Origin of the sequence: Sphingomonas faeni (assembly GCF_003053745.1) — a bacterium.
Lineage (GTDB): Bacteria > Pseudomonadota > Alphaproteobacteria > Sphingomonadales > Sphingomonadaceae > Sphingomonas > Sphingomonas faeni.
Map to the genome: position 1 here is coordinate 443,173 of NZ_QAYE01000001.1, position 19,773 is coordinate 462,945.

General features: G+C 67.5%; 16 protein-coding genes. 5 read left to right on the forward strand and 11 right to left on the reverse strand.

Annotated elements, in window-relative coordinates; translation table 11 throughout:
- Positions 1 to 76: 76 nt before the first annotated feature.
- The 5 genes from C8J25_RS01940 to C8J25_RS01960 form a co-directional block, all read right to left on the reverse strand.
- The gene (locus tag C8J25_RS01940; RefSeq protein ID WP_107952029.1) at positions 77 to 841 is read right to left on the reverse strand and encodes a nucleotidyltransferase family protein; all 765 of its coding nucleotides are present in this window, start codon (positions 839 to 841) and stop codon (positions 77 to 79) included.
- Positions 838 to 1,746: a hypothetical protein gene (locus C8J25_RS01945; protein WP_107952030.1), complete on the reverse strand. Its 909-nt coding sequence runs from the start codon at positions 1,744 to 1,746 to the stop codon at positions 838 to 840. Before C8J25_RS01945 ends, C8J25_RS01940 begins: the two co-directional genes overlap by 4 nt.
- Positions 1,743 to 2,834, reverse strand: coding sequence for a diacylglycerol/lipid kinase family protein (locus C8J25_RS01950; RefSeq protein WP_146173257.1), 1,092 nt, complete (start codon positions 2,832 to 2,834; stop codon positions 1,743 to 1,745). The genes C8J25_RS01945 and C8J25_RS01950 overlap by 4 nt, the downstream gene beginning before the upstream one ends.
- A gap of 85 nt (positions 2,835 to 2,919) precedes the next feature.
- On the reverse strand, positions 2,920 to 3,381 hold the full coding sequence (locus tag C8J25_RS01955; protein ID WP_107952032.1) for a DUF2141 domain-containing protein: 462 nt from the start codon (positions 3,379 to 3,381) through the stop codon (positions 2,920 to 2,922).
- 86 nt (positions 3,382 to 3,467) lie between these two features.
- The gene (locus C8J25_RS01960; RefSeq protein ID WP_107952033.1) at positions 3,468 to 4,820 is read right to left on the reverse strand and encodes a lipopolysaccharide biosynthesis protein; all 1,353 of its coding nucleotides are present in this window, start codon (positions 4,818 to 4,820) and stop codon (positions 3,468 to 3,470) included.
- A gap of 114 nt (positions 4,821 to 4,934) precedes the next feature.
- Here C8J25_RS01960 and asnB point away from each other — a divergent pair, with 114 nt between their 5' ends.
- Positions 4,935 to 6,863, forward strand: coding sequence for an asparagine synthase (glutamine-hydrolyzing) (gene asnB, locus C8J25_RS01965; protein WP_244186662.1), 1,929 nt, complete (start codon positions 4,935 to 4,937; stop codon positions 6,861 to 6,863).
- A gap of 233 nt (positions 6,864 to 7,096) precedes the next feature.
- On the opposite strand, the gene C8J25_RS01970 is transcribed toward asnB, so the two are convergent.
- The 3 genes from C8J25_RS01970 to C8J25_RS01980 all read right to left on the reverse strand — a co-directional run bounded on the left by C8J25_RS01970 (position 7,097) and on the right by C8J25_RS01980 (position 10,222).
- Positions 7,097 to 8,221, reverse strand: coding sequence for a CDP-alcohol phosphatidyltransferase family protein (locus C8J25_RS01970; RefSeq protein ID WP_107952034.1), 1,125 nt, complete (start codon positions 8,219 to 8,221; stop codon positions 7,097 to 7,099).
- Positions 8,222 to 8,372: 151 nt separating this feature from the next.
- A complete protein-coding gene (locus tag C8J25_RS01975; protein WP_107952035.1) occupies positions 8,373 to 9,485 on the reverse strand; it encodes a hypothetical protein in 1,113 nt (370 codons plus the stop codon).
- Positions 9,482 to 10,222 (reverse strand): phosphocholine cytidylyltransferase family protein, encoded by a 741-nt coding sequence (locus C8J25_RS01980; RefSeq protein WP_107952036.1) that lies wholly within the window; start codon positions 10,220 to 10,222, stop codon positions 9,482 to 9,484. The genes C8J25_RS01975 and C8J25_RS01980 overlap by 4 nt, the downstream gene beginning before the upstream one ends.
- A 113-nt stretch (positions 10,223 to 10,335) precedes the next feature.
- On the opposite strand from C8J25_RS01980, the gene C8J25_RS01985 reads away from it, so the two are divergent.
- Complete coding sequence (locus C8J25_RS01985; protein ID WP_167397639.1) at positions 10,336 to 11,409, forward strand: mechanosensitive ion channel family protein; 1,074 nt, start codon at positions 10,336 to 10,338, stop codon at positions 11,407 to 11,409.
- A gap of 123 nt (positions 11,410 to 11,532) precedes the next feature.
- On the opposite strand, the gene C8J25_RS01990 is transcribed toward C8J25_RS01985, so the two are convergent.
- From C8J25_RS01990 to otsB, 3 genes are read right to left on the reverse strand one after another with little or no spacing between them, the layout of a single operon-like run.
- Positions 11,533 to 12,921: an alpha,alpha-trehalose-phosphate synthase (UDP-forming) gene (locus C8J25_RS01990; protein WP_107952038.1), complete on the reverse strand. Its 1,389-nt coding sequence runs from the start codon at positions 12,919 to 12,921 to the stop codon at positions 11,533 to 11,535.
- Positions 12,918 to 14,714 (reverse strand): glycoside hydrolase family 15 protein, encoded by a 1,797-nt coding sequence (locus C8J25_RS01995; protein ID WP_056060739.1) that lies wholly within the window; start codon positions 14,712 to 14,714, stop codon positions 12,918 to 12,920. The genes C8J25_RS01990 and C8J25_RS01995 overlap by 4 nt, the downstream gene beginning before the upstream one ends.
- Positions 14,711 to 15,490: a trehalose-phosphatase gene (otsB, locus tag C8J25_RS02000; RefSeq protein ID WP_244186663.1), complete on the reverse strand. Its 780-nt coding sequence runs from the start codon at positions 15,488 to 15,490 to the stop codon at positions 14,711 to 14,713. The genes C8J25_RS01995 and otsB overlap by 4 nt, the downstream gene beginning before the upstream one ends.
- Positions 15,491 to 16,130: 640 nt before the next feature.
- On the opposite strand from otsB, the gene C8J25_RS02005 reads away from it, so the two are divergent.
- The 3 genes from C8J25_RS02005 to C8J25_RS02015 all read left to right on the forward strand — a co-directional run bounded on the left by C8J25_RS02005 (position 16,131) and on the right by C8J25_RS02015 (position 19,712).
- On the forward strand, positions 16,131 to 17,603 hold the full coding sequence (locus C8J25_RS02005) for an efflux transporter outer membrane subunit (RefSeq protein WP_107952039.1): 1,473 nt from the start codon (positions 16,131 to 16,133) through the stop codon (positions 17,601 to 17,603).
- The gene (locus C8J25_RS02010) at positions 17,603 to 18,985 is read left to right on the forward strand and encodes an efflux RND transporter periplasmic adaptor subunit (RefSeq protein WP_107952040.1); all 1,383 of its coding nucleotides are present in this window, start codon (positions 17,603 to 17,605) and stop codon (positions 18,983 to 18,985) included. The genes C8J25_RS02005 and C8J25_RS02010 overlap by 1 nt, the downstream gene beginning before the upstream one ends.
- A 70-nt stretch (positions 18,986 to 19,055) precedes the next feature.
- Positions 19,056 to 19,712 carry an ABC transporter ATP-binding protein gene (locus C8J25_RS02015; protein WP_243643425.1) on the forward strand — a complete coding sequence of 219 codons (657 nt, stop codon included), beginning with the start codon at positions 19,056 to 19,058 and terminating at the stop codon, positions 19,710 to 19,712.
- The last annotated feature ends 61 nt before the right edge of the window (positions 19,713 to 19,773 follow it).

Below are 19,773 nucleotides of genomic sequence, written 5' to 3' on the forward strand. Positions count from 1 at the left end.
AACCCGGCCTTCGGAAACAGGGGCGAACGGCAGGCCGAGGCATTTCTTCGCGGAATTGGCGCTGACGGTTGGCGGCTCAAGCTTTTTCGACGAGCGTCCGGACCAGGTCGAGATCGGCGGGCTTGTCGACGTCGACCGCGGCGAGGCCGAACGGGCTGGCGATGGCGGCTGCGTCGAGGTCGGCAAGGCGACCGAGATGCGCGATCGCCGCGACCAGCGTCAGGCGACCCGACAGATACCGGAGCAGCGTGCCTATCCCGAGCCGGCGCACGATCCGCCACGGCCGCTTGCGGTCCGCCTCGACCTGCGCCCAGAGATCGAGTGCGGCGACCGAGCGCGGGGTTGCGAAGTAGAACAGGTTGCACCCCGACCACGCCCCGTCGGCAAAGCGCAGATAGGTGCGCCGCGTGCCCGGTGCGGCGGCCTCGATGACGTCCTGGCGTGCCAGGAGCGCGCCGACATCGGCCTGTAGAGGGACGTCGGCGAGGAAACGCGTGACCCATTCGGGCTGCAACAGCGCGTGATCGGCGGTCGTGACCAATAAGGGCGCGCCGAGCGCTTCGATGCCGTCGCGGACGCTGCGGCTGGGACCGGATGCCGCGTCGAGCACGATGAGGCCGAGCGCATTTGCCGCGGCACGGACTGCGTCGTCGGAGACCGATACGGCGATCGTGCTTGCGCCAGCCTCTCGCAACGCCTGCGTCACGCGCGCCAGCAACGTCTCGCCGTCGAGCACGATCAACGCCTTGTGCGACACGCCCGCATAGGCCGCGACCGGATCGACGCCGCCGCGCGAGCCGGCGAGGATCAGCGCGTTGAAGCCGCGACCATCCGCTCTCATACCGTTTTCGGTCCGGTTTGCGCACGCGCCCGCCAGACTCGCCAGAACACGCCGGGCGCGGCGAGGATCGGATGCTTTTCGCGCCACGGGGTCAGCGGCACCGCGACGCCGGTATGCCGCTCGACCTTCCAAACACCGTAGCGGGCGGCCCCTTCGAAGGTGAACGCCGCCCGCACCAATCGCGCGACGTTGAGCGGCTTGCCCGCACGACGGCGACGGCCCCACGCACGCAGCAACGCGTTTCGACGCGCTGGCGACAGGTCGGGCTTCAACATGCCGGCTTCGTCGCGATAGGCGATCCCGTCGGCGGTCCAGGCGAGCGGCAGGAGTTCGGCGTAGCGACCCGGATCGAAGCCGAGGATCTGGCCCTCGCGGCCCTTGCGCTCGACGCGGAGTTCGGCGGCGTAGGTCTGGCGGAACAGCGCCCGCCAATAGTCGTCGGCGGTGCCGGTCTGGGGGCCGAGCGCCGCGGCAAAGCGCCCGGCGGACTTCGCCGCATCGCCGATCGCCATGGCTACCCGGTTCGCGGTTGCCGGATCGCGAACCCAGACGAGCGCGGAGGGTTGCACGAAACGCGTCCAGATCGTCGTGTCGAGCGTCTGCGCGGCGGCCGCCTTGGCAAACGTCGCCAGCCGCATCGTCGCGATTTTCGCGCGCAACGTCTCGCCGTGCAGGTCGAACTCGCGATAGCTCACGGTCGGCCACAGGCCCCGCTCGAGCGGGCCGGCGGTCAGCACGTAGAAGTCGAGTACGCCCTCGGTCTCGCCGGTGCGCAGGTTGGAGCCGTAGAACAGTACCGCCGCGGTCTCGGGCGCATCCCCTGCGAGTATCGCCGCGACGTCGCGGACGGCGGCGATGGTCGGGACATGCAACTGGCGGCGGACGACGTCGCCGAGCGTGATCACGGAACGACGAAACGCAGCGCGCGTGCCTCGCGGATGGTCAGGTCGCCGCCCGGATAGACTTCGCCGTCGAGGATGAAGCCCGAGTCCATCGACAGATCGAAGCTCGGCGAATCGATCCGGTGATACCCTGCGCGATCGAGCCACGCGGCCGGCGATCCGGCGACGATCAGCGGCGTCGCAGCGGCGAGCCAGCGCGGTGGAGCGTCGACCAGCAGGGTCTTCAGCCCGGCGCGTGGCACGCCGAAGGGTCTAATCCCGATCGGCATCCGCTTCAGCGTCGAGGCGAGAAGGATATAGCGCGCGCGATCGCTGTCCGTATTCCTGCCCGCGGCATGAACGCCTTCGTCGCCGCGCGATTCGAAACGGATCCGCATCCGGTTGCCTGCGCGCCACGAACTGTTCGCGCCCCCGAACAGGGTCTGCAGGATCGCCCAGCACAGTGCGAGACCGACCGCGACGCCGTTGAAGGCACCCGCGCGATGCGTGCGCTGCGCCAGCGCGGTCGCGTCGACGAACGCGCCCGCGCCCAGCAGGAAGCCGTGCAGACGCGCACCGGTATCCTTGCGGACGACCTCGATCGGGCTGCGGATCTTGACGTTGCCGCCGCGCGCCGCGGTCAGCGCCTGGTCGAGCGTCCAGTCGTCGGGGATGCCGAGATCCAGTGCGAGCGCGTTGGTCTTGCCCGACGGCACGATCGCGACGCGGGGGGCTGCACCGGTCCAGACTCGCGCGGCGGCGGTCATCACGTCACGGATCGTGCCGTCGCCACCGTCGATCACCAGCAACTCGATACCGTGGCGCGCGAAATCGGTCAGCACTTCGGCGAGTTCGGCCTGCGTGCGCGGGGTCACGGCCAGCACGGTCCCGGACAGGAACGGCTTGGTCGCCTCGACGCTGCTGCGGTTGCGGTGGCTTTTCGGGTTGCAGATGATGCCGGTACGGATCTTCGCCGCCGCGTCGCGCGGGCTCACGCCGTACCGCTCGGATGCCGACGGATCGAACATGCCTTCGGGCAGCCACGCCGGCGGCGCCGGTGGCGAAAGAGGGTGCCCGCCAAAGGCATGGAAGTTCGAAACAACATCGGCCACGATATAAGATACCCGTCGCGGTACATAACCGCTACAAATTTGTGTCAGGAAGATTTCCGTTCCGCTGCAACCAGCGGATTTCGGATCACCGGCGATACCGCATTTTCATACGCACGACGGTGCCGGATGGGGCCAAGGCCGTGCGCGCCGCATCGAAAGACGGCAGCCCGATCGAGGTCGGCGCATCGTTGGAAAAGCCGAATCCCTCTTTCGGCGCGAACAGCGTCCGGTTGAAATCATGGTCGCTATTCTCGTCATGATATTGTGCGACCGCATAGTGGCCGGGCTTCAGCCAGAAGCACGCCCGAGGGCTGCTTGCCGCCACACGCGCCCGCACCAGCTTGCCGCCCTTCGCCAAAAACCGTTTCTTGTCATCGGGATAGACGGTGAACGCGACCTCGCCGACGGCATTGTGCATCGCCGTCGCCTCGACGATCAGCTTGGCATTGCCGCCGCCTGGCGTACCTTCGCACGCCTCGGCAGCGTGCGCCGAGATGGGCATCAGCAGCGCCGCCGCGCTCAGGCTAAGGGAAACCGCAGTCTTCATACTACGGCTTAAGCGCGGAAAAGATGGCCGGAGCGCGGCGCACAGATGACATTTGCGACGCGAACGGGGCGTTCGTCGTTCGCGCGCTACGCTCCGTCGATCGCCTGCGGCCCGGAGGGCGTCCGCGTCATCCGCGCGGCGGCGAACCCGAGCAGGATCGCCACTGCGACCGAACCGACCGCGACCGCGGCTGCGACTCCGGTCGAATCATAGGTCGGCATCAGCGCGAACGCGGTGACGAACAGCAACAGCACCCCGACCGCGCGAATCGCGAACACCGTGCCGGCGCGGTGCAATGCGGTCATCACCGTGTCGAGGCTGACGGTGGCGAGGTCGAAGCACCCGGCGGCGGCGAGCCACAACAGCACCGGGTACGCGCCGACGAACGACTTGCCACCGACGACCTTGAGGATCGGTTCACCGACCAGCGCGACGATGGCGAGGATGACGAGCGCGGCCGCTGTGCTGGCGAGCATCGTCCGGATCAGGATGCGGCGCAGGCGCGACGGCTCGGCAGTGCGCACCGCGCGGACGATCTCGGGGAAGGCGGCGCGTGACAGCATCTGCGACAGTTTCGCGAGCGCCTGCGCCAACTGAGTCGCCAGCCGGAACGCACCCGCCGCCGCCGGGCCGATCGACGCGCCGACCAGCAGCAGCGGGATCTGCTTGCTCGACAGGCCCAGTGTCGCACTCGCGTTGGTGCTCAGCGAGAAGCGGACGATGCCGGGGTTCTCGTCGCGCACCTGCCGCCACGGGCCCCGGCCGCTCGCGAGCAGGCGCAAGTCACCGCTTTTCGCGACCATGATCCAGTAGGTCGCGGCGGTGACGATCTCGGCGACCGCCCAGGCGAGCATGAAGCCACGGATCGTCGGTTCGAAGATCATCGCCGCGCCCGCGCCGACGAAGCGCATGATCGGCGTCATGCTGTCCGCCACCGCCGACAACGAGAATTTGTCGCGTAGCCGCAGGATGCCCAGCGGGGTGGAGCGGATCGTGATCAGCTGCACCACCGCGAACATCAGCGTGTCGCGCATCAGGTCGGGCGGGATGCCGAACCCGTCGCTCCACGCGAACAGGATCGCCACGGTCAGCGCGGCGCCGACCAGCGCGCTGCACATGTCGAGGATCGCCGACAACCGAAGCAGCCGCGCGAGCCTGGGCGTGTCGCCGTGCTGGATCGGCTCGACGCCGTACTGGACGATGATCTGCCACGTCTGGAAGCCGACGAAGGTGGCAAGCGCCTGCGCTGCGCCCGAGATCAGCGCGAACCGGCCGAAATCGACCACCCCCAGCGTGCGTGTCGCAAATCCGAGATAGAACAGCGACAGGATCGCCAGCACGCTGCGACTGGCGAGCAGCCAGCCGAGGTTGCGCGCCGCCGCCCGGAAAATCCCGGTCGAGCCGGTGGTAACCGGAATGGGCGCGGGGTCCTGAACCATCTGCGACCGGCCCCTAGAGCGCGATGGCGAGGGCGGCAAGATGTCCGGCGGTACTAGGGTGCCCCATAGGTGACAAAGCGGCGGTCGGCTCCTAGACCGCGCGATCGGGCGGCGGTGCTGCCGTCATGCGAGGGATCGTTCGTCATCTGCGGAATTGCCGGCCTTTACGCACGAGGTGGCGGTGTCGTCTCGCCCCGCCTTATCACCGCGCAGTGCGATACGATCCTGCACCGCGGGCCCGACGACCAGGGCGTAATGACCGATGGCGATTTCGGCTTCGGGATGCGCCGGCTCAGCATCATCGACATCGAGGGCGGGCACCAGCCGTTCCATTCACCCGACCACCGCTATGCGCTCGTCTTCAACGGCGAGATCTACAATTTCCGCGAATTGCGCCGCGAGTTGCAGGCGCTCGGCCGCGTATTCGAGAGCGCGGGCGATACCGAGGTCATCCTCGCCGGCTACGAACGCTGGGGCGACGACGTCTGGGCAAGGCTCGACGGCATGTTCGCGGTCGCGGTGTGGGATACGCACGCCCGCCGCCTGACGCTCGCGCGCGACCCGATCGGGATCAAGCCGCTCTACTATACCGACCAGGCCGCCGGGTTCGCGTTCGGCTCCGAACTGAAGACGCTGACGTTGCTGCCCGGCATGGCGTTCGACGTCGATCGCCGCGCGCTCCACGATTATTTCAGCTTCGGCCATGTCCGCACCCCGCGCTCGATCTACGCGCAGGTCCGCACGCTGCCGCCGGGCCACGTGATGACCGTCGAGGCGAGCGGTCCGCCGACGATGCGCGCCTATTGGACGCCGGCCTATCATCCCTCTGAACCCAGATCCGAGGCGGAGTGGATCGAGCGTTTCCGCGACGAGTGGCTCGACACGATCGGCAAGCAGGTGGTCGCGGACGTCGATGTCGGCGCGTTCCTGTCGGGCGGCGTAGACTCGTCGGCGGTGGTCGCGGCGATGGCGCGGGTCTCGGATCGGCCCGTGCGCACCTTCACGATCGGCTTCCCCGACCCGCGTTTCGACGAATCGCCGCACGCCGAGGCGATCGCGCGGCATCTCGGCTGCCACCACGTCACGCGCACGCTGGAACTGGCGGATGCGCAGGCGATGCTGCCCGAAGTCCAGCATTGCTATGACGAGCCGTTCGCCGATCCCTCCGCGGTGCCGACCTGGTACGTCAGCCAGATCGCCGCGCAGGAGGTGAAGGTCGCGCTGTCGGGCGATGGCGGCGACGAACTGTTCTTCGGCTACAAGCGCCACGCGACCGAGCGGCGGATCGGTGCACTACCCGCGCCGTTGCGTCGCTTGGCGCGTGCGCTGGATGCGGTCCCGACCTTGCCCTCGCGGCATGCAAACGCCGTGTTGCAGCGCTGGCGGAAAACCACCGGCAGCGCCGCACTCCCGAACGGCATCGCGCGGTTCTTCGCCAAGACGCAGATCACGAACGAAGCCTTCCGCCGCGAGATATTCTCCGCCGAGTTCATCGCAGAGGAGGAGGGCGGGATCGCCGCGCTGGTCGCGGAATATTTCCCCAATCCCGGCGCGATCTCGACCGACACGCTCGAACAGTTCGGGTTGGCGGACCTCGCGCTCAACCTGCCCGGCGCGATGCTGACCAAGGTCGACCGCGCGAGCATGGCGCATTCATTAGAGGTCCGCGTGCCGATGCTGGGGCAGGGCATGGTCGACCTCGCGCTGTCGATGCCCGCCGACATGAAGCTGCACGGCAAGGTCGGCAAATACGTCATCCGCCAGGCCATCGCGCCGTGGTTGCCGGAAGGGATCCTCGACCGACGGAAACAAGGCTTCCAGATGCCGCTGGCCGCATGGTTCGCCGGCGATTTCGGCGCGTATGCGGAGCAACTCTGGCGCGACAGCGGCGTCCGCGAACAAGGCATCTGGCGCGCCGGCGCGGTCGACAAGGTGTTCGCCGATCACCGCGCGGGCAAGCGCGATCACAGCCGCTTCCTGTACGCGCTGGCAATCTACTGCCTCTGGTGGATCGGGCGACCCAAGCCTTTGCGCGCCGAGTAACCTGACCCGCGCGCTACCAAGCTGCCATCCCCCTTTCCGTTCGTGCTGAGTAGCGACCGAGTAGCTTCGTCAGAAGCGTATCGAGGGCGCGTATCGAAGCATAGGTCCCGCGCGCCAACCTGTCCTTCGATACGCCCTCTCGATACGCTGCAAGAGCAGCTACTCGATGGCTACTCAGGACGAACGGAAGGGAGGGAAGTCGGCGTTAGCGGGTATCCGATTCCGCGAAGCGCTCAAGCCAGCCAACTCACCAACACCTCACCCCTGGCCTTGCGCACCATCGCCTGCACCAGCCTTACCAGATGCACCACCAGCGAGATCGCAGTCCACGCCGCCACCCCGACGATCCCCCAGTCCGGCCGCGTCACCAGCAGCCCCGCGAACAGGATCACCATGTTCGGATTGCGCCGCGCGGTGATCAGCCGGAACCAGCTGTCGAACCGCTCCCACACATGGATATGCATCCCGAACCGAACGATGAACGCCCCCTCGATCAGCCGCTGCGCGACATAGCCGAACAGCATCGTCCCGATCACCGCCCAGAACACGCCGTCCTCGAGCGGCCGGCCGTACGGCGCGCACCCCGCCGCCCAGGCCCACCACCAGAACGGCGGGTGCACCAGGTCGACCCCGTGATCCCACGCATTGCCGAGCTTCGACGACGTGATCGTGCACCGCGCCAACTTCCCGTCGACGGTATCGAGCACCATGAAGAATAGGCCCGTCGCAAGCCCGGTCCAGAACCAGCCATACCAGAACGCCACCGTCGCAACGATGCACAACACCGAGCCGAGCGCAGTCACCTGGTTCGGCGTGATCCCCGCGCGCGCGCAAACCCGCGTGATCGCGAGCGCCCATTCCGGCCACAGATACTTGGTCAGCAGGTCGGTGACGCCCTTGTACGCGCCGACATAGCTCGCGCGCTCGATCGCCGACACCGCGGCGGGGGTCAGCAGTTCGGCGAACGGGCGTTCGCGCTTGCGCAACGCCTCGTTGAAGATGCCTTCCTCGGCCTCGGCGGCGATCACCGTCAGCCCGGTCACCAGCGGCGCCTCGCCGAGCATCGCCGCGGTCATCCGCGCGCGCTCGTCGGCACCCCGGACATGCGCGAGCACGGGCACGCCGGTGCGAGTCACGACGGTACCCGGCCGCGTCTTCAGATACGCGATCCACATCGGGTCGAACGCATAGGCGAGGTTGGCGAGGATTACCGGGCCAGTGTCGCCGTCGCCATCGGCGACCAATCCCTGCGCGACGCCGATCCGCCGGATCCGCTCGGCATTGGTCATGCCCCAGAGCAGCGTGTCGTTCGCCCGGACGGTCCGGAGCGCTGGCGTAGGGGCTGTCGAATCTACCATGCCGCACCCGTTACCCGATCTGGTCGTGAAAGCGAGGGGGGCTCACGGTTGTCGATCGTATCTAGTTCCCCCGCGAAGGCGGGGGCCCAGGATCAAGCAGCGCTGCGGTTGGTACCCTGGGCCCCCGCCTCCGCGGGGGAACAACTGCTTGTTAGACCGGTGGGGCTTCCAGTAGCCGAAGTACTTCCTCCGCAGCACGCGCCGCACCACCGGCGACAGCCCCGAGCGACCGCCCAGCAAACTCCGCCTGAACCGTCACATACCCCGCATGTCGTAATGCCGAGCGATCCACCGCCGCCACCACATCCGCAACGTCGCCAACAACCTCCCCACAAGCCCACATCGCGTAATTCGAATCGCCCGCCCAAGCAGCCCCCCCCGCATTCAGAAACACGCAAGGCCGCGGCCGCATCAGGAACTCGATCACCTGGCTCGACGTATCGCCGAGATACACGTCCGCCACGCCGGTATAGCTCCCGTCAACCATCGCGAACCCGTCGATGTCGCAGTGCACATGCGCCAAGTTCCCGATCTCGCGCATCAATTCCGCCACCTCGGGCGCGCGCTCGACCAGTCGCTGGTGCGGCGCGAAGATCAGATTGTAGCGCCCGTCCGCGACGATGCGCCGCACCACCTCCGCCCCCCAGCGCCACCAGGACGAGCGATGCTGCTGCCAATGCGGCGTATACAGGACGACCGGCCGCGTATCCGCGAACGGTGGCGCGGCGTGCGTGCGGTGCGTGAAGTCGGCCTTCACATACCCCGTCGCGACGAACCGATCGGGCGCGAACCCGCGGTCGAGATACGTCCGCCGCTCGAGTTCGCTCGGCACCAAGGTCAGCGCCGCCGCCCGCCGCCGCGGATCGTCGCGCGCACTCATCGAACCGACACCGTGCGAGGTCTTCACGAACTTCGCGCGCATCGGAAACAGCCGCGGCAGCCACAGGCTCGTCTGCTCGGCGCAAACCACGACCGCCGCGCTGCGCAGATACGGCAGCAGCCGCAGCAGCATCGGTATCTTCGCCGGCAACACCGGATTGCGCCCGGTCCCATCGTCGGCAACCGCGCGAAACCCCGGTGCCCGCCGGATTCGAACGGTAGGGAAGGGCGCCGTCCACCGCGTCAGCAACGTCTCGTGCACCGACGTGCTCACCCAAAGCTCGATTGGCACGTCCGACCTCGCGGCGAGCGCCTCGACGATCGGATACAGATGCGGGATCAGCAGCGTCTCGCCGAGAAACAGGAACGCGACCTTCCGCGTCATGACCCCGAAGCGCCGCCCACAGGCGCGTCATGGTCATGCTGCCACAGCGCGATGTCCTCGGGTCGGTCGATCTCCTGCCAGCGGACATTCCCTGCGACCCGCACCGCGCGGACGCCGACGGTCTCCGCAACGCGCCGGACGACGGCGTGATGATAGGCGTGGATGCCATCCTCCTCGCCGATCACCGCGCGCAACGCCTCGACATACGCGCCGCCGCCGGTCGACATGATCAGCCCGAGCGATCGATCGGTCGCCTGGTGCCCGACCAGATGCTTGCCGACCGCGACGACAGCGTCGCCATCCGCCTCGACCAGCATGTCGTCGAGCCCCGGCGTCACCAGCGGCTCGATGACCAGCTTCACGCCCGCCCCCTTATCGGCAAGCGCCGCGCGCAAAATCGCGGCATCGAACAGCGTGTCGCCGTTCATCAGCGCGAACGGCGCTTCCAGATATCCGCGTGCCGCCCAGACGCTACCGATGCTGTTGGCGATCGCCCAGAACGGGTTGAACACGAGTTCGGTGGGTACGCCATCGTCGCGCGCCGCCAGATGCGCCGCGACCTGGTCGATCCGGTAGCCGCCGACGATCACCGCCCCCTCGAACCCGGCGTCCGCCACCGCGTCGAGCTGATGATCGAGGATTGCGCGGCCACCGACCTGCACGAGGCATTTCGGCGTCGTCAGCGTCAACGGCAGCAGTCGCGATCCGTGACCGGCAGCAAGGATGATGGCCTTCATGGCCGCGGACTTACGCACGAAGTGTGGCAGGAAAAAAGCTGCCATGTATCGCGCGATTATGCTGCACTGCAGCGGAACTCGCATGCCAACCTGGCCGTTGCGCTAAGATGCGCATGTTCAGATCGCTCCACATACCCCCCGAATGGGTCTGGCTGGAGAGCGTCGCCGTCGTCTCGGCGGCCGTCCTCGTCGCGCTGGTCGCGCATTGGCTGACGATGCGGATCGGCGGCCACGCCCAGCGTCGCTCGACCGCCAAGACCGACGGCCTAGTCCTCGCCCGCGTCCGCCGCCCGCTGCGCGCGGTGTTCGTCTCGGTCGCGGTCGCGTTCGTCTCGCGAATCCTGCCGATGGACAACGACATCGAGGATCTGTGGAAGCAGTTGCTCGGCTTCCTCGTCCCCGGATTGCTCGGCTGGCTCGCGGTCGCGGCGCTCCGCGCATTCCAGGACGTCATCGAGATCCGTGCCGACATCTCGGTCGAGGACAATCTCCGCGCCCGCCGGAAACGCACGCGCGCGGCGATCCTCGGGCGGATAGGCACGTTCTTCATCATCTTCGTCAGCGTTTGCCTGATGTTGCTCAGCGTCCCCGGCATCCGCTCGATCGGCGTCACGCTGATGGCGTCGGCGGGTATCGCCGGCCTCGTCGTCGGTGCCGCCGCCCAGCCTGCGCTGAAGAACCTGATCGCCGGCGTGCAGATGGCGTTCACCGAGCCGATCCGGATCGACGACGTGCTGATCGTCGACGGCGAATGGGGGCGGGTCGAGCAGATCAACCTGACGTTCGTGGTCATCAAGATCTGGGACGAACGCCGCCTTGTCGTGCCGGTGTCGAAGTTCCTCGAGCAGAGCTTCCAAAATTGGACGCGCGAGACGAGCCAGTTGATGGGGTCGGTGTTCTGGTATCTCGATCCGTCCGCGGACGTGCCGCGGCTGCGCGAGAAACTGGGCGAGATCGTTACCTCGAACCCACGCTGGGACAAGCGGTTCTACAACCTCCAAGTGACCGACGTGAAGACCGACTGCATTGAGTTGCGCGGGCTGATGACGGCCAAGGATGCGGCGATCGCGTTCGATCTTCGCTGCGATGTCCGCGAGGCATTGCTGAAGTATATTCGCGAGGAAATGCCCGAAGCCATCCCACGCAACCGCCTGCTGATGGCGCCCGATCCGGTAGGCCGCCCCTAACTTCCCCCCTCCCTGGAAGGGTGGGGCCGGGGGTGGATCGGCTTCCGCACAGTCCCAGGTGTATTGGCTGAAACTGGCCGACCCACCCCCAACCCCTCCCTTCCAGGGAGGGGGGCAAGAAGGTCAGGCCTCGACGTGCTCCGGCACCGCTTCCAGCGCAGTGATGAACAGCTCGCACCACCACATCACGTCCTCCTTCCGAACGTTGTCGATCAGCTTCTCCCAGCGTTCCTTCCGCTCGGCCAGCGGCATCTTGAGCGCGCGGTCGATCGCGTCGGACATCTCCTCGGGGCTGTACGGATTGACGAGCACCGCGTCCTTCAGCTGCGTCGCCGCGCCTGCAAAGTGCGACAGCACGAGCACACCCGGATCCTCGGGGTCCTGCGCCGCGACATATTCCTTCGCGACCAGGTTCATCCCGTCGCGCAACGGCGTCACCAAGCCGACACGTGCCGCGCGGTAGATCCCCGCCAGCACGTCACGCGGGAAGCCCTGGTTGACGTAGCGGATCGGCGTCCAGTCGATGTCCGAATATTCGCCGTTGATCCGCCCCGACATCGAATCGAGGTTCGCGCGGATCTCCTGATACGTATCCACCTTCTCGCGGCTCGGCGGCGCGATCTGGAGCATGTAGACCAGCCCACGCCGGTCCGGATGCGACCCGAGAAACCGCTCGTACCCAGCGAACCGCTCGGCGAGACCCTTCGAGTAATCGAGCCGGTCGACCCCGACGATCAGGCTGCGCCCGGTCGCGGACATGTACATCCGCTCTTTCGCGTGCCGCGCCGCGTCGCTGTTCGCCGACTTCTCGAAATCCGACGTCTCGATCCCGATCGGCGTCGTGATCGCCTTGATCGTGCGATCGCCGACCGTCACCCAGCCATCCTCGCCGACCACGCCGTCGAGCTGGCTCGTCACGTAATGAAGGAAGCTGTCGAGCCAGTCCTGCGTCTGGAAGCCGATCACGTCGTACGCGAACATCGATTCGACCAGCGCGCGGTGGCTCGGCAGCGACAGCAGCATCGCCATCGGCGGCCACGGGATATGGAGGAAGAACCCGATCTTGTTCTCGACGCCGAGCTTGCGCAGTTCCTGCCCGAGCGGGACGTGATGGTAATCGTGGACCCAGACAAGGTCTTCCGGCTCGATCAACGGCAGCACCGTCTCCGCGAACCGCTTGTTCACGCGAGCATACCCGCTGGAGAAGTCGCGCTCGAACTCGGTCAGGTCGATCCGGTAATGGAACAGCGGCCACAAGGTGCGGTTCGCATAGCCGTTATAATATTCGTCGAAATCCTGCTCTTCGAGGTCGATCGTCGCGGTGGTGACGCCCTTGCCCTGCTGGAAATTGATGTGGCCCGTGAAGGTCTCGGTGGTCGACCCCGACCAGCCGAACCACACGCCGCCTTTTTCGCGCAGCGCGGCGAGCAGTGCGACCGCGAGGCCGCCCTGGTTGCCGGAGGGTGCATCGACCGACTGGACGCGGTTCGAGATGACGACGAGGCGGCTCATCGGACGGCACTCCACGGCTTGCTGAGCAGGACCGCGCAGTTGATCAGCCCCACCAGCGAATAGGTTTGCGGATAATTGCCCCACAGCTCGCCGGTATTCGGGTCGATATCCTCCGACAGCAGCCCGGCCGGCGTCCGCCGCGCGACCATCTCGCAGAACAGCGCGCGGGCATCGGCGGTCCGGCCGGTCGCATGCAACGCCTCGATCAGCCAGAAGGTGCACACGTTGAACGCGGTGTGCGGCAAGCCGAAATCATCCTCGGTCGCATAGCGCAGCATGTGGCTACCACGCCGCAGCCCTTCCTCGACCGCCTTCAACGTCGACTGGAAGCGCGGATCGTCGGGCGCGAAGAAGCGCAGGTCGAGCAGCTGGATCAGGCTAGCGTCGAGATCGTCGCCACCGAACGTCGCCGAGATACGCTGCGTATCCTCGCGCCACGCAGATTGCTCGATCGTTGTACGGATCGTGTTCGCGCGTTCCTCCCAGAACGTCCGGCGATCCTCGAGCCCCAGCACTTCGGCGGCGTTGGCAAGCCGGTCGCACGCCGCCCAGCACATCGCCGCCGAATAGGTGTGGACGTGCGCCTTGGTGCGCAGCTCCCACAGCCCCGCGTCGGGCTTGTCGTACGTCTCCCAAGCCCGGTCGCCGACGAGTTCGAGGCTCTTGAAATCCTCTTCGCTCGACATCCGGAACAGCCGCTTGTCGAAGAACGCCTGGACGTCGGACAGGATGATCTGGCCGTACGCGTCGTGCTGGATCTGCTCGTACGCCTGGTTGCCAACGCGCACCGGGCCCATCCCGCGATAGCCGGGCAGGTCGCTTTCGATCCGTTCGATCAACGTAGCCTCGCCACCGACTCCGTAGAGCGGCTGGACGTGGCCACCCTTCGACGCATCGACGATGTTGCGCAGATATTCGAGATAGCCTTCGAGCACGTCGAGCGCACCCAGCCGGTTGAGCGCCTGCACGGTATAATAGGCGTCGCGAATCCAGCAGTAGCGATAGTCCCAGTTGCGCTCCGACCCCTCATGCTCTGGGATCGAGGTGGTGAGCGCGGCGACGATCGCGCCGGTCTCCTCGTGCTGGCACAGCTTCAGCGTGATCGCCGCGCGGATGACGACGTCCTGCCACTCGACCGGCGTCGCGAGCCCGCGCACCCAGTGCCGCCACTCGTCCTTGGTCCGCGACAGCATCGCCTCGGCCGCCTCGTGCAGCACGCCCGCAAAACTCTCGTCGGGACCGAGGAACAGGTGCATCTGGCGTTCGAGCCGGAACCAGTTCTCGCCGACGATGTGCCCGACCGGCGCATCGGTGGTCAGCCGCAGCGTCTGGTCGTCCATCAGGAAGCGGATGTGGTTCGACCCTTGCGTGTGCTCGGTCGGCTTCCCCCAGTTCGTCGCGACGCGCATCCGAACGCGAATGCGCGGCGAGCCAGCCACCGGCTTGACGATCCGGACGAAGCTGGTCGGGCGATAGGTGCGCCCCTCGCGCACGAAGCGCGGGCAGAAATCGATCACCTCGACCGCGTTGCCGGCCTCGTCCTCGTGCCGGGTCACCAGGATCGGCGTGTTACGGATATAGGCCTGCGTCGTCTTCGCGCCGCCTTCGAGCTCGATCGCCCAGAACCCGGTCTTGGGCGCATCGCCACCGAGCAGCGCGCAGAACGCCGGGTCGCCGTCGACGCGGGGCACGCAGCCCCAGACGAACGTGCCGGTCTTGTCGATTAGCGCGGAGACCTGGCAATTGCCAATCGGCCACAGGTTCATGTCGGCTTTTTGGGTAGGTGCGGTCATCGTGTTTCCAACATGGGTGTTTCCAATATGGCAGCAATCCAGTCGCGAAGTGCGGCAACGTCGCTCAGGCGGTAGGTGGCGGCGGTAGGCCGTTGCTCACCGATCAGCACGCCCGCCCCGCCGAGATCGCGCGCCGCCTCGAACCCGTCCTCGTCGGTGACGTCGTCGCCGAAGAAATACGGCACGCTGCCGACCATCGCGGGCGCCGCGATCAGGTCGCGGAGGGCTGCGCCCTTGTCGCCGGGGGTGCGCAGTTCGACCATCATCTTGCCGCGCTGGAGCGTGAGGCCATGGGTGAGGGCGAGGTCTTCGGCGAGGCGGACGGCGGCGGGTTCGAAGTCCGGCGCCATCCGGTAATGCAGCCCGGCGCCGAGGCTCTTGGCTTCGTAAACGAGGCCATTGGCGTCGGCGAAGTCGCGGAACGAGGCGGCGGCGGCTTCGAGCGAGGCGGGGCGTTCGGCCGCGACATGGCCGTCGTCGGGCGTGCGCGTCTCGGCCCCGTGGCTGCCCGCGACCGCGAACAGGTGCGCGTGGCGTCCGAGCATAGCGTCGAGCTGCGCGATCGAGCGCCCGCTAATGATCGCGACGCGACCGGGAAAGCGCTCGGCGAGCGTATCGAGCGTATCGAGCAGGATCTGGCTCACCACAACCGCATCCGGGGTCGCGGCAAGATCGACGAGCGTCCCATCGAAATCGAAGAACAGGCTCACGGCGTCGGGCACGGCAAGGGGCGGCGCGAGGACATCAGTCGCGGGCTGGCGTTCGGCTAGCATCATCCCTGAACCCCTAGCGCCACCGCTCCGTTCCGCTGCACTGCAAAATTGGAACGGGTGCGGTTCGATTTTCGGGGTGGGGGCGGGGCGGATTGGGTGGGGCAGCGGAACTGCGCCTTCGTGTTCTCCCGCGAACGCGGGAGCCCAGGACCCAGCAGCGCAGCGCCCCTAACCCTGGCCCCCCGCCTCCGCGGGGGAACAAGAAGGATGCGGACTCTGATTTTCCCATCGCATCCTACCACCCCGGCGAAGGCCGGGGCCCAGTTGGGGGACGGCAATGAAGCACGTTGCGCGCTATTACCTCAGACGTTCCAACTGGGCCCCGGCCTCCGCCGGGGTAGTGCTAAAGCGGGGAGGTGCTAAAGGATGCGCATCTCACTCCGTTTCAGGCCTGCAAACCTTGTTTCCCCGCTAAGGCGGGGATCCAGACTGGGCTCCCGCCTTCGCGGGAGAACAAAGTAGCGGGGAGTGGTCCACGTTAAACAGCGCCTATACGTCCCATCGGGATAGCAGCCGAGCAAGTCCGCGGTGCCGGTGCTAGATGAAGCCGCTCCCCCGCCAACCCTCCCGTCACCCCACCTGCGACACCTCGCGACACAAAACCGCTGGACTAGCCCCAGCCCCTTGGTCATGCCTGCCGTCCATGTCCCGCGTCCGCGCCCTCCTCATCGCACCCGTCTCCGCGGCCGTCCTGCTAGCCGGCTGCACCGTCGGCCCGGACTACCACCCCAAGGCCGCCGCAGAGCTGGGCGTCCCCGACGCATACTCGGTCACCCCCGAGACCAAGTCCGAAGACCTCACCCGCTGGTGGCGGAAGTTCGACGACCCCGTCCTCGGCCAGCTCGTCGAGCAGGCCGCCGCCGCCAATCTCGACCTCGCACAATCCGTCGCCCGCCTCCGCCAGGCCCGCGAAAGCCTGCTCCAGAACCGCGCGTCGCTGCTTCCGACGGTCAACGGCTCGGCCGGCTATCAGCGCAACGAGAACGTCCGCGGCGGCGGACGCTCGTTCACGCTGCCCGACGGCACGGTCGTCGATACCGGCGGCGGCGGCGCTAATAGCTTCACGCTCGGCGCCAGTGCGAGCTACCAGGTCGGCGTGTTCGGCGAGATCCGCCGCACCGTCGAGGCCAGCCGCGCCGAATACGCCGCGTCCGGCTACGACTACGCCACCGTCCTGATCTCGGTCGAAAGCGAGGTCGCGCGCAATTACGTCCTCGCCCGCTCGTACCAGCAGCAGCTCGCCAACGCCCGCGCCTCGCTCGCGATCCAGGACGACAATCTCGAGATCGCCGGCTTCCGCGTCCAGGCCGGGCTCGTCTCCAGCGTCGACGCCGAACAGGCCCGCGCCCAGCGCGCGCAGACCGCCGCGACGATCCCGAGCCTCGACCAGCAATATGCCGCCGCCGTCGCCCGCATCGGCGTGCTGACCGCGCAGGCGCCCGGCGCGCTCCGGACGATGATGGCGCCGGTCAAGGCGATCCCGACCGGCCCCGCCGCAGTCGGCGTCGGCATCCCCGGCGACACGCTGCGCCAGCGTCCCGACATCCGCTCCGCCGAGCGCGCGCTCGCTGCTGCCACCGCGCGGATCGGCGTGGCCAAGGCGCAGCTCTATCCCGCGCTCGCGATCACTGGCAATCTGAACACCAACGCGACCTCGATCGGCAACATCGGCGATGCGATCACCGGCAGCCTGTTCGCCGGCCTGACCCAGGCGATCTTCAACGGCGGCCGTCTGCGCAGCCAGGTCCGCACCAGCGCAGCCGCCGCCGATGGTGCGTTCGCGCTCTACAAGTCGACCGTCCTCACCGCGCTGGAGGATGTCGAGAACGCCGTCGTCGCGCTCCAGACCGCGCAGGAACGCGAGCGCCAGTTCGCGATCGCGCTCGACGCGTCGAACAATTCCGCGATCCTCAGCCGCAGCCAGTACCGCACCGGCCTCACCGATTTCACCACGCTCAACCAGCAGGAAACCGCGCTCCTGTCCGCCCGCAACGGCGCAACGCAGGCGCGCGCCGACGCGGCCACTGCGTTGATCGCACTTTATGCCGCACTCGGCGGCGGCTGGGATTCCACCGTGATTCCCGAAGCGCCCATATCCAATCCAGAGGCACGCTGATGGCCGACGCATCGATCGACGACTTCCTCGGCGTAAAGCCGCAGGCCCCCTGGAAACGCTACGTAAAGTGGGTCGTGATCGCGGTCGGTGTGGTCCTGCTGTGCCTGCTGCTCGCCAAGTGCTTCGGCGCCAAGGAGCAGACGCAATATTCGACGCAAGGAGCCCAGCGCGGTAACCTGACTGTCAGCGTCTCGGCGACCGGCAAGCTTGCCCCGACCACGCAGGTCACGGTCGGCTCGCAGCTGTCGGGCCTCGTCACCAAGGTCGTCGTCGACGTCAACGACCGCGTCACCGCAGGGCAACCGCTCGCGCTGATCGACCCAGAACAGCTCGACGACCAGATCCGCCAGACCAGCGCGCAGCTCGCGGCGAACCAGGCGCAGGTCGCGCAGGCACAGGCCACCGTCGCCGAATCCCGCGCGCAGCTGAACCGCCTCGAAGAGGTTTCGCGCCTGTCGGGTGGTCGCGTGCCGTCGAAGACCGAGCTCCAGACCGGCCGCGCCGATTACGCGCGCGCCGTCGCCGCGCAGAAGGTCGCCGAGGCCAACGTCGTCGCCAGCCGCGCGCTCCTCGCGCAGAACCAGACGCAGCGCGCGCGCGCGATCATCCGCTCGCCCGTCACCGGCGTCGTGCTCGCGCGCCAGATCGATCCCGGCCAGACCGTCGCCTCGTCGTTCAACACGCCGACGCTGTTCGTGATCGCCGAAGACCTCACCAAGATGAAGCTCGAGGTCGCGATCGACGAAGCCGACGTCGGCGAGGTCAAGATCGGCCAGAAGGCCAGCTTCACCGTCGACGCGTTCCCCGGCCAGACCTTCCCGGCGACGATCAGCCGCGTCGATCTCGGTTCGAACCTGACGGTCAGCTCGGCCACCTCGTCGACCTCGACCACCGCGACCTCGACCACCGGGCAGGTCGTTTCGTACGCAGCCGACCTGACGGTGGGTAACCAGTCGCTGACGCTGCGCCCCGGCATGACCGCGACTGCGGACATCGTGACCTCGGACAAGCGCAACGTCCTGCTCGTCCCCAACGCCGCGTTGCGCTTCAAGCCGACCGCGGCGTCCGGCGATGCAGGCGGCGGCATCGCCGGCTCGCTGACCTTCCGTCCGCGTCGTGGCGGCGGTGCGGAGCGCACCGCGACGGTCGCTCGCGGCGCGCAGCAGACGATCTACGTCAAGGGCGCGGACGGCACGCCGCAGCCCGTGCAGATCACCACCGGCGACACCAACGGCACGATGACCGAAGTCCTGTCGGGCAACCTCCAGCCCGGTGCGCAGGTCATCACCGGGCAGTTGGCGAGCGGCGGCGACGACGCCAAGCGCAGCGGCGGCCCACGCCGCTCGGGTGGCGCGAGCAAGGGTGGGGGCGGTGGCCAGTAACGCGCCGCTCATCGCCGAACCGCTCATCAGCTTGCGCGGCGTCACCAAGACGTACGGGCAGGGCGCGACGATGTTCCAGGCGCTCAAGGGCGTCGACCTCGACATCGCAGCGGGCGATTTCGTCGCGGTGATGGGGCCGTCGGGGTCGGGCAAGTCGACGACGATGAACATCCTAGGCTGCCTCGACGTGCCGAGCGACGGGACATTCCTGTTCCGCGGCCATCACGTCGAGACGCTCGACCGCGACCAGCGCGCACTGCTGCGGCGGAAGTATCTCGGCTTCGTGTTCCAGGGCTTCAACCTGCTCTCGCGCACCTCCGCGCTGGAGAATGTCGAACTCCCCTTGCTCTACCGCGGCGACGAAAAGCGCGCGCGGCGCGACGCGGCGATGGCGAGCCTCGACACGGTCGGCCTCGCGGACTGGTGGGACCACACCCCCGCCGAACTCTCCGGCGGCCAGCAACAGCGCGTCGCGATCGCCCGCGCGCTGGTCACGAGTCCCGACGTGCTGCTCGCCGACGAACCGACCGGCAACCTCGACAGCGAACGCTCGGTCGAGATCATGCAACTCCTCACGCGGCTGAACGCGGAAAAGAACATCACGGTCCTGATGGTCACCCACGAACCCGACATGGCCGCCTTCGCGAGGACGGTGGTCCACTTCAAGGACGGCTTGGTGGAACGCATCGAAAGCCAGCACCGCCAAGGCGAAAGCGTGGAATCGTGAGCGCCGCCCTCGAAGCATTCCCCTCCCGCTTGCGGGAGGGGTCAGGGGAGGGCGCGACGTA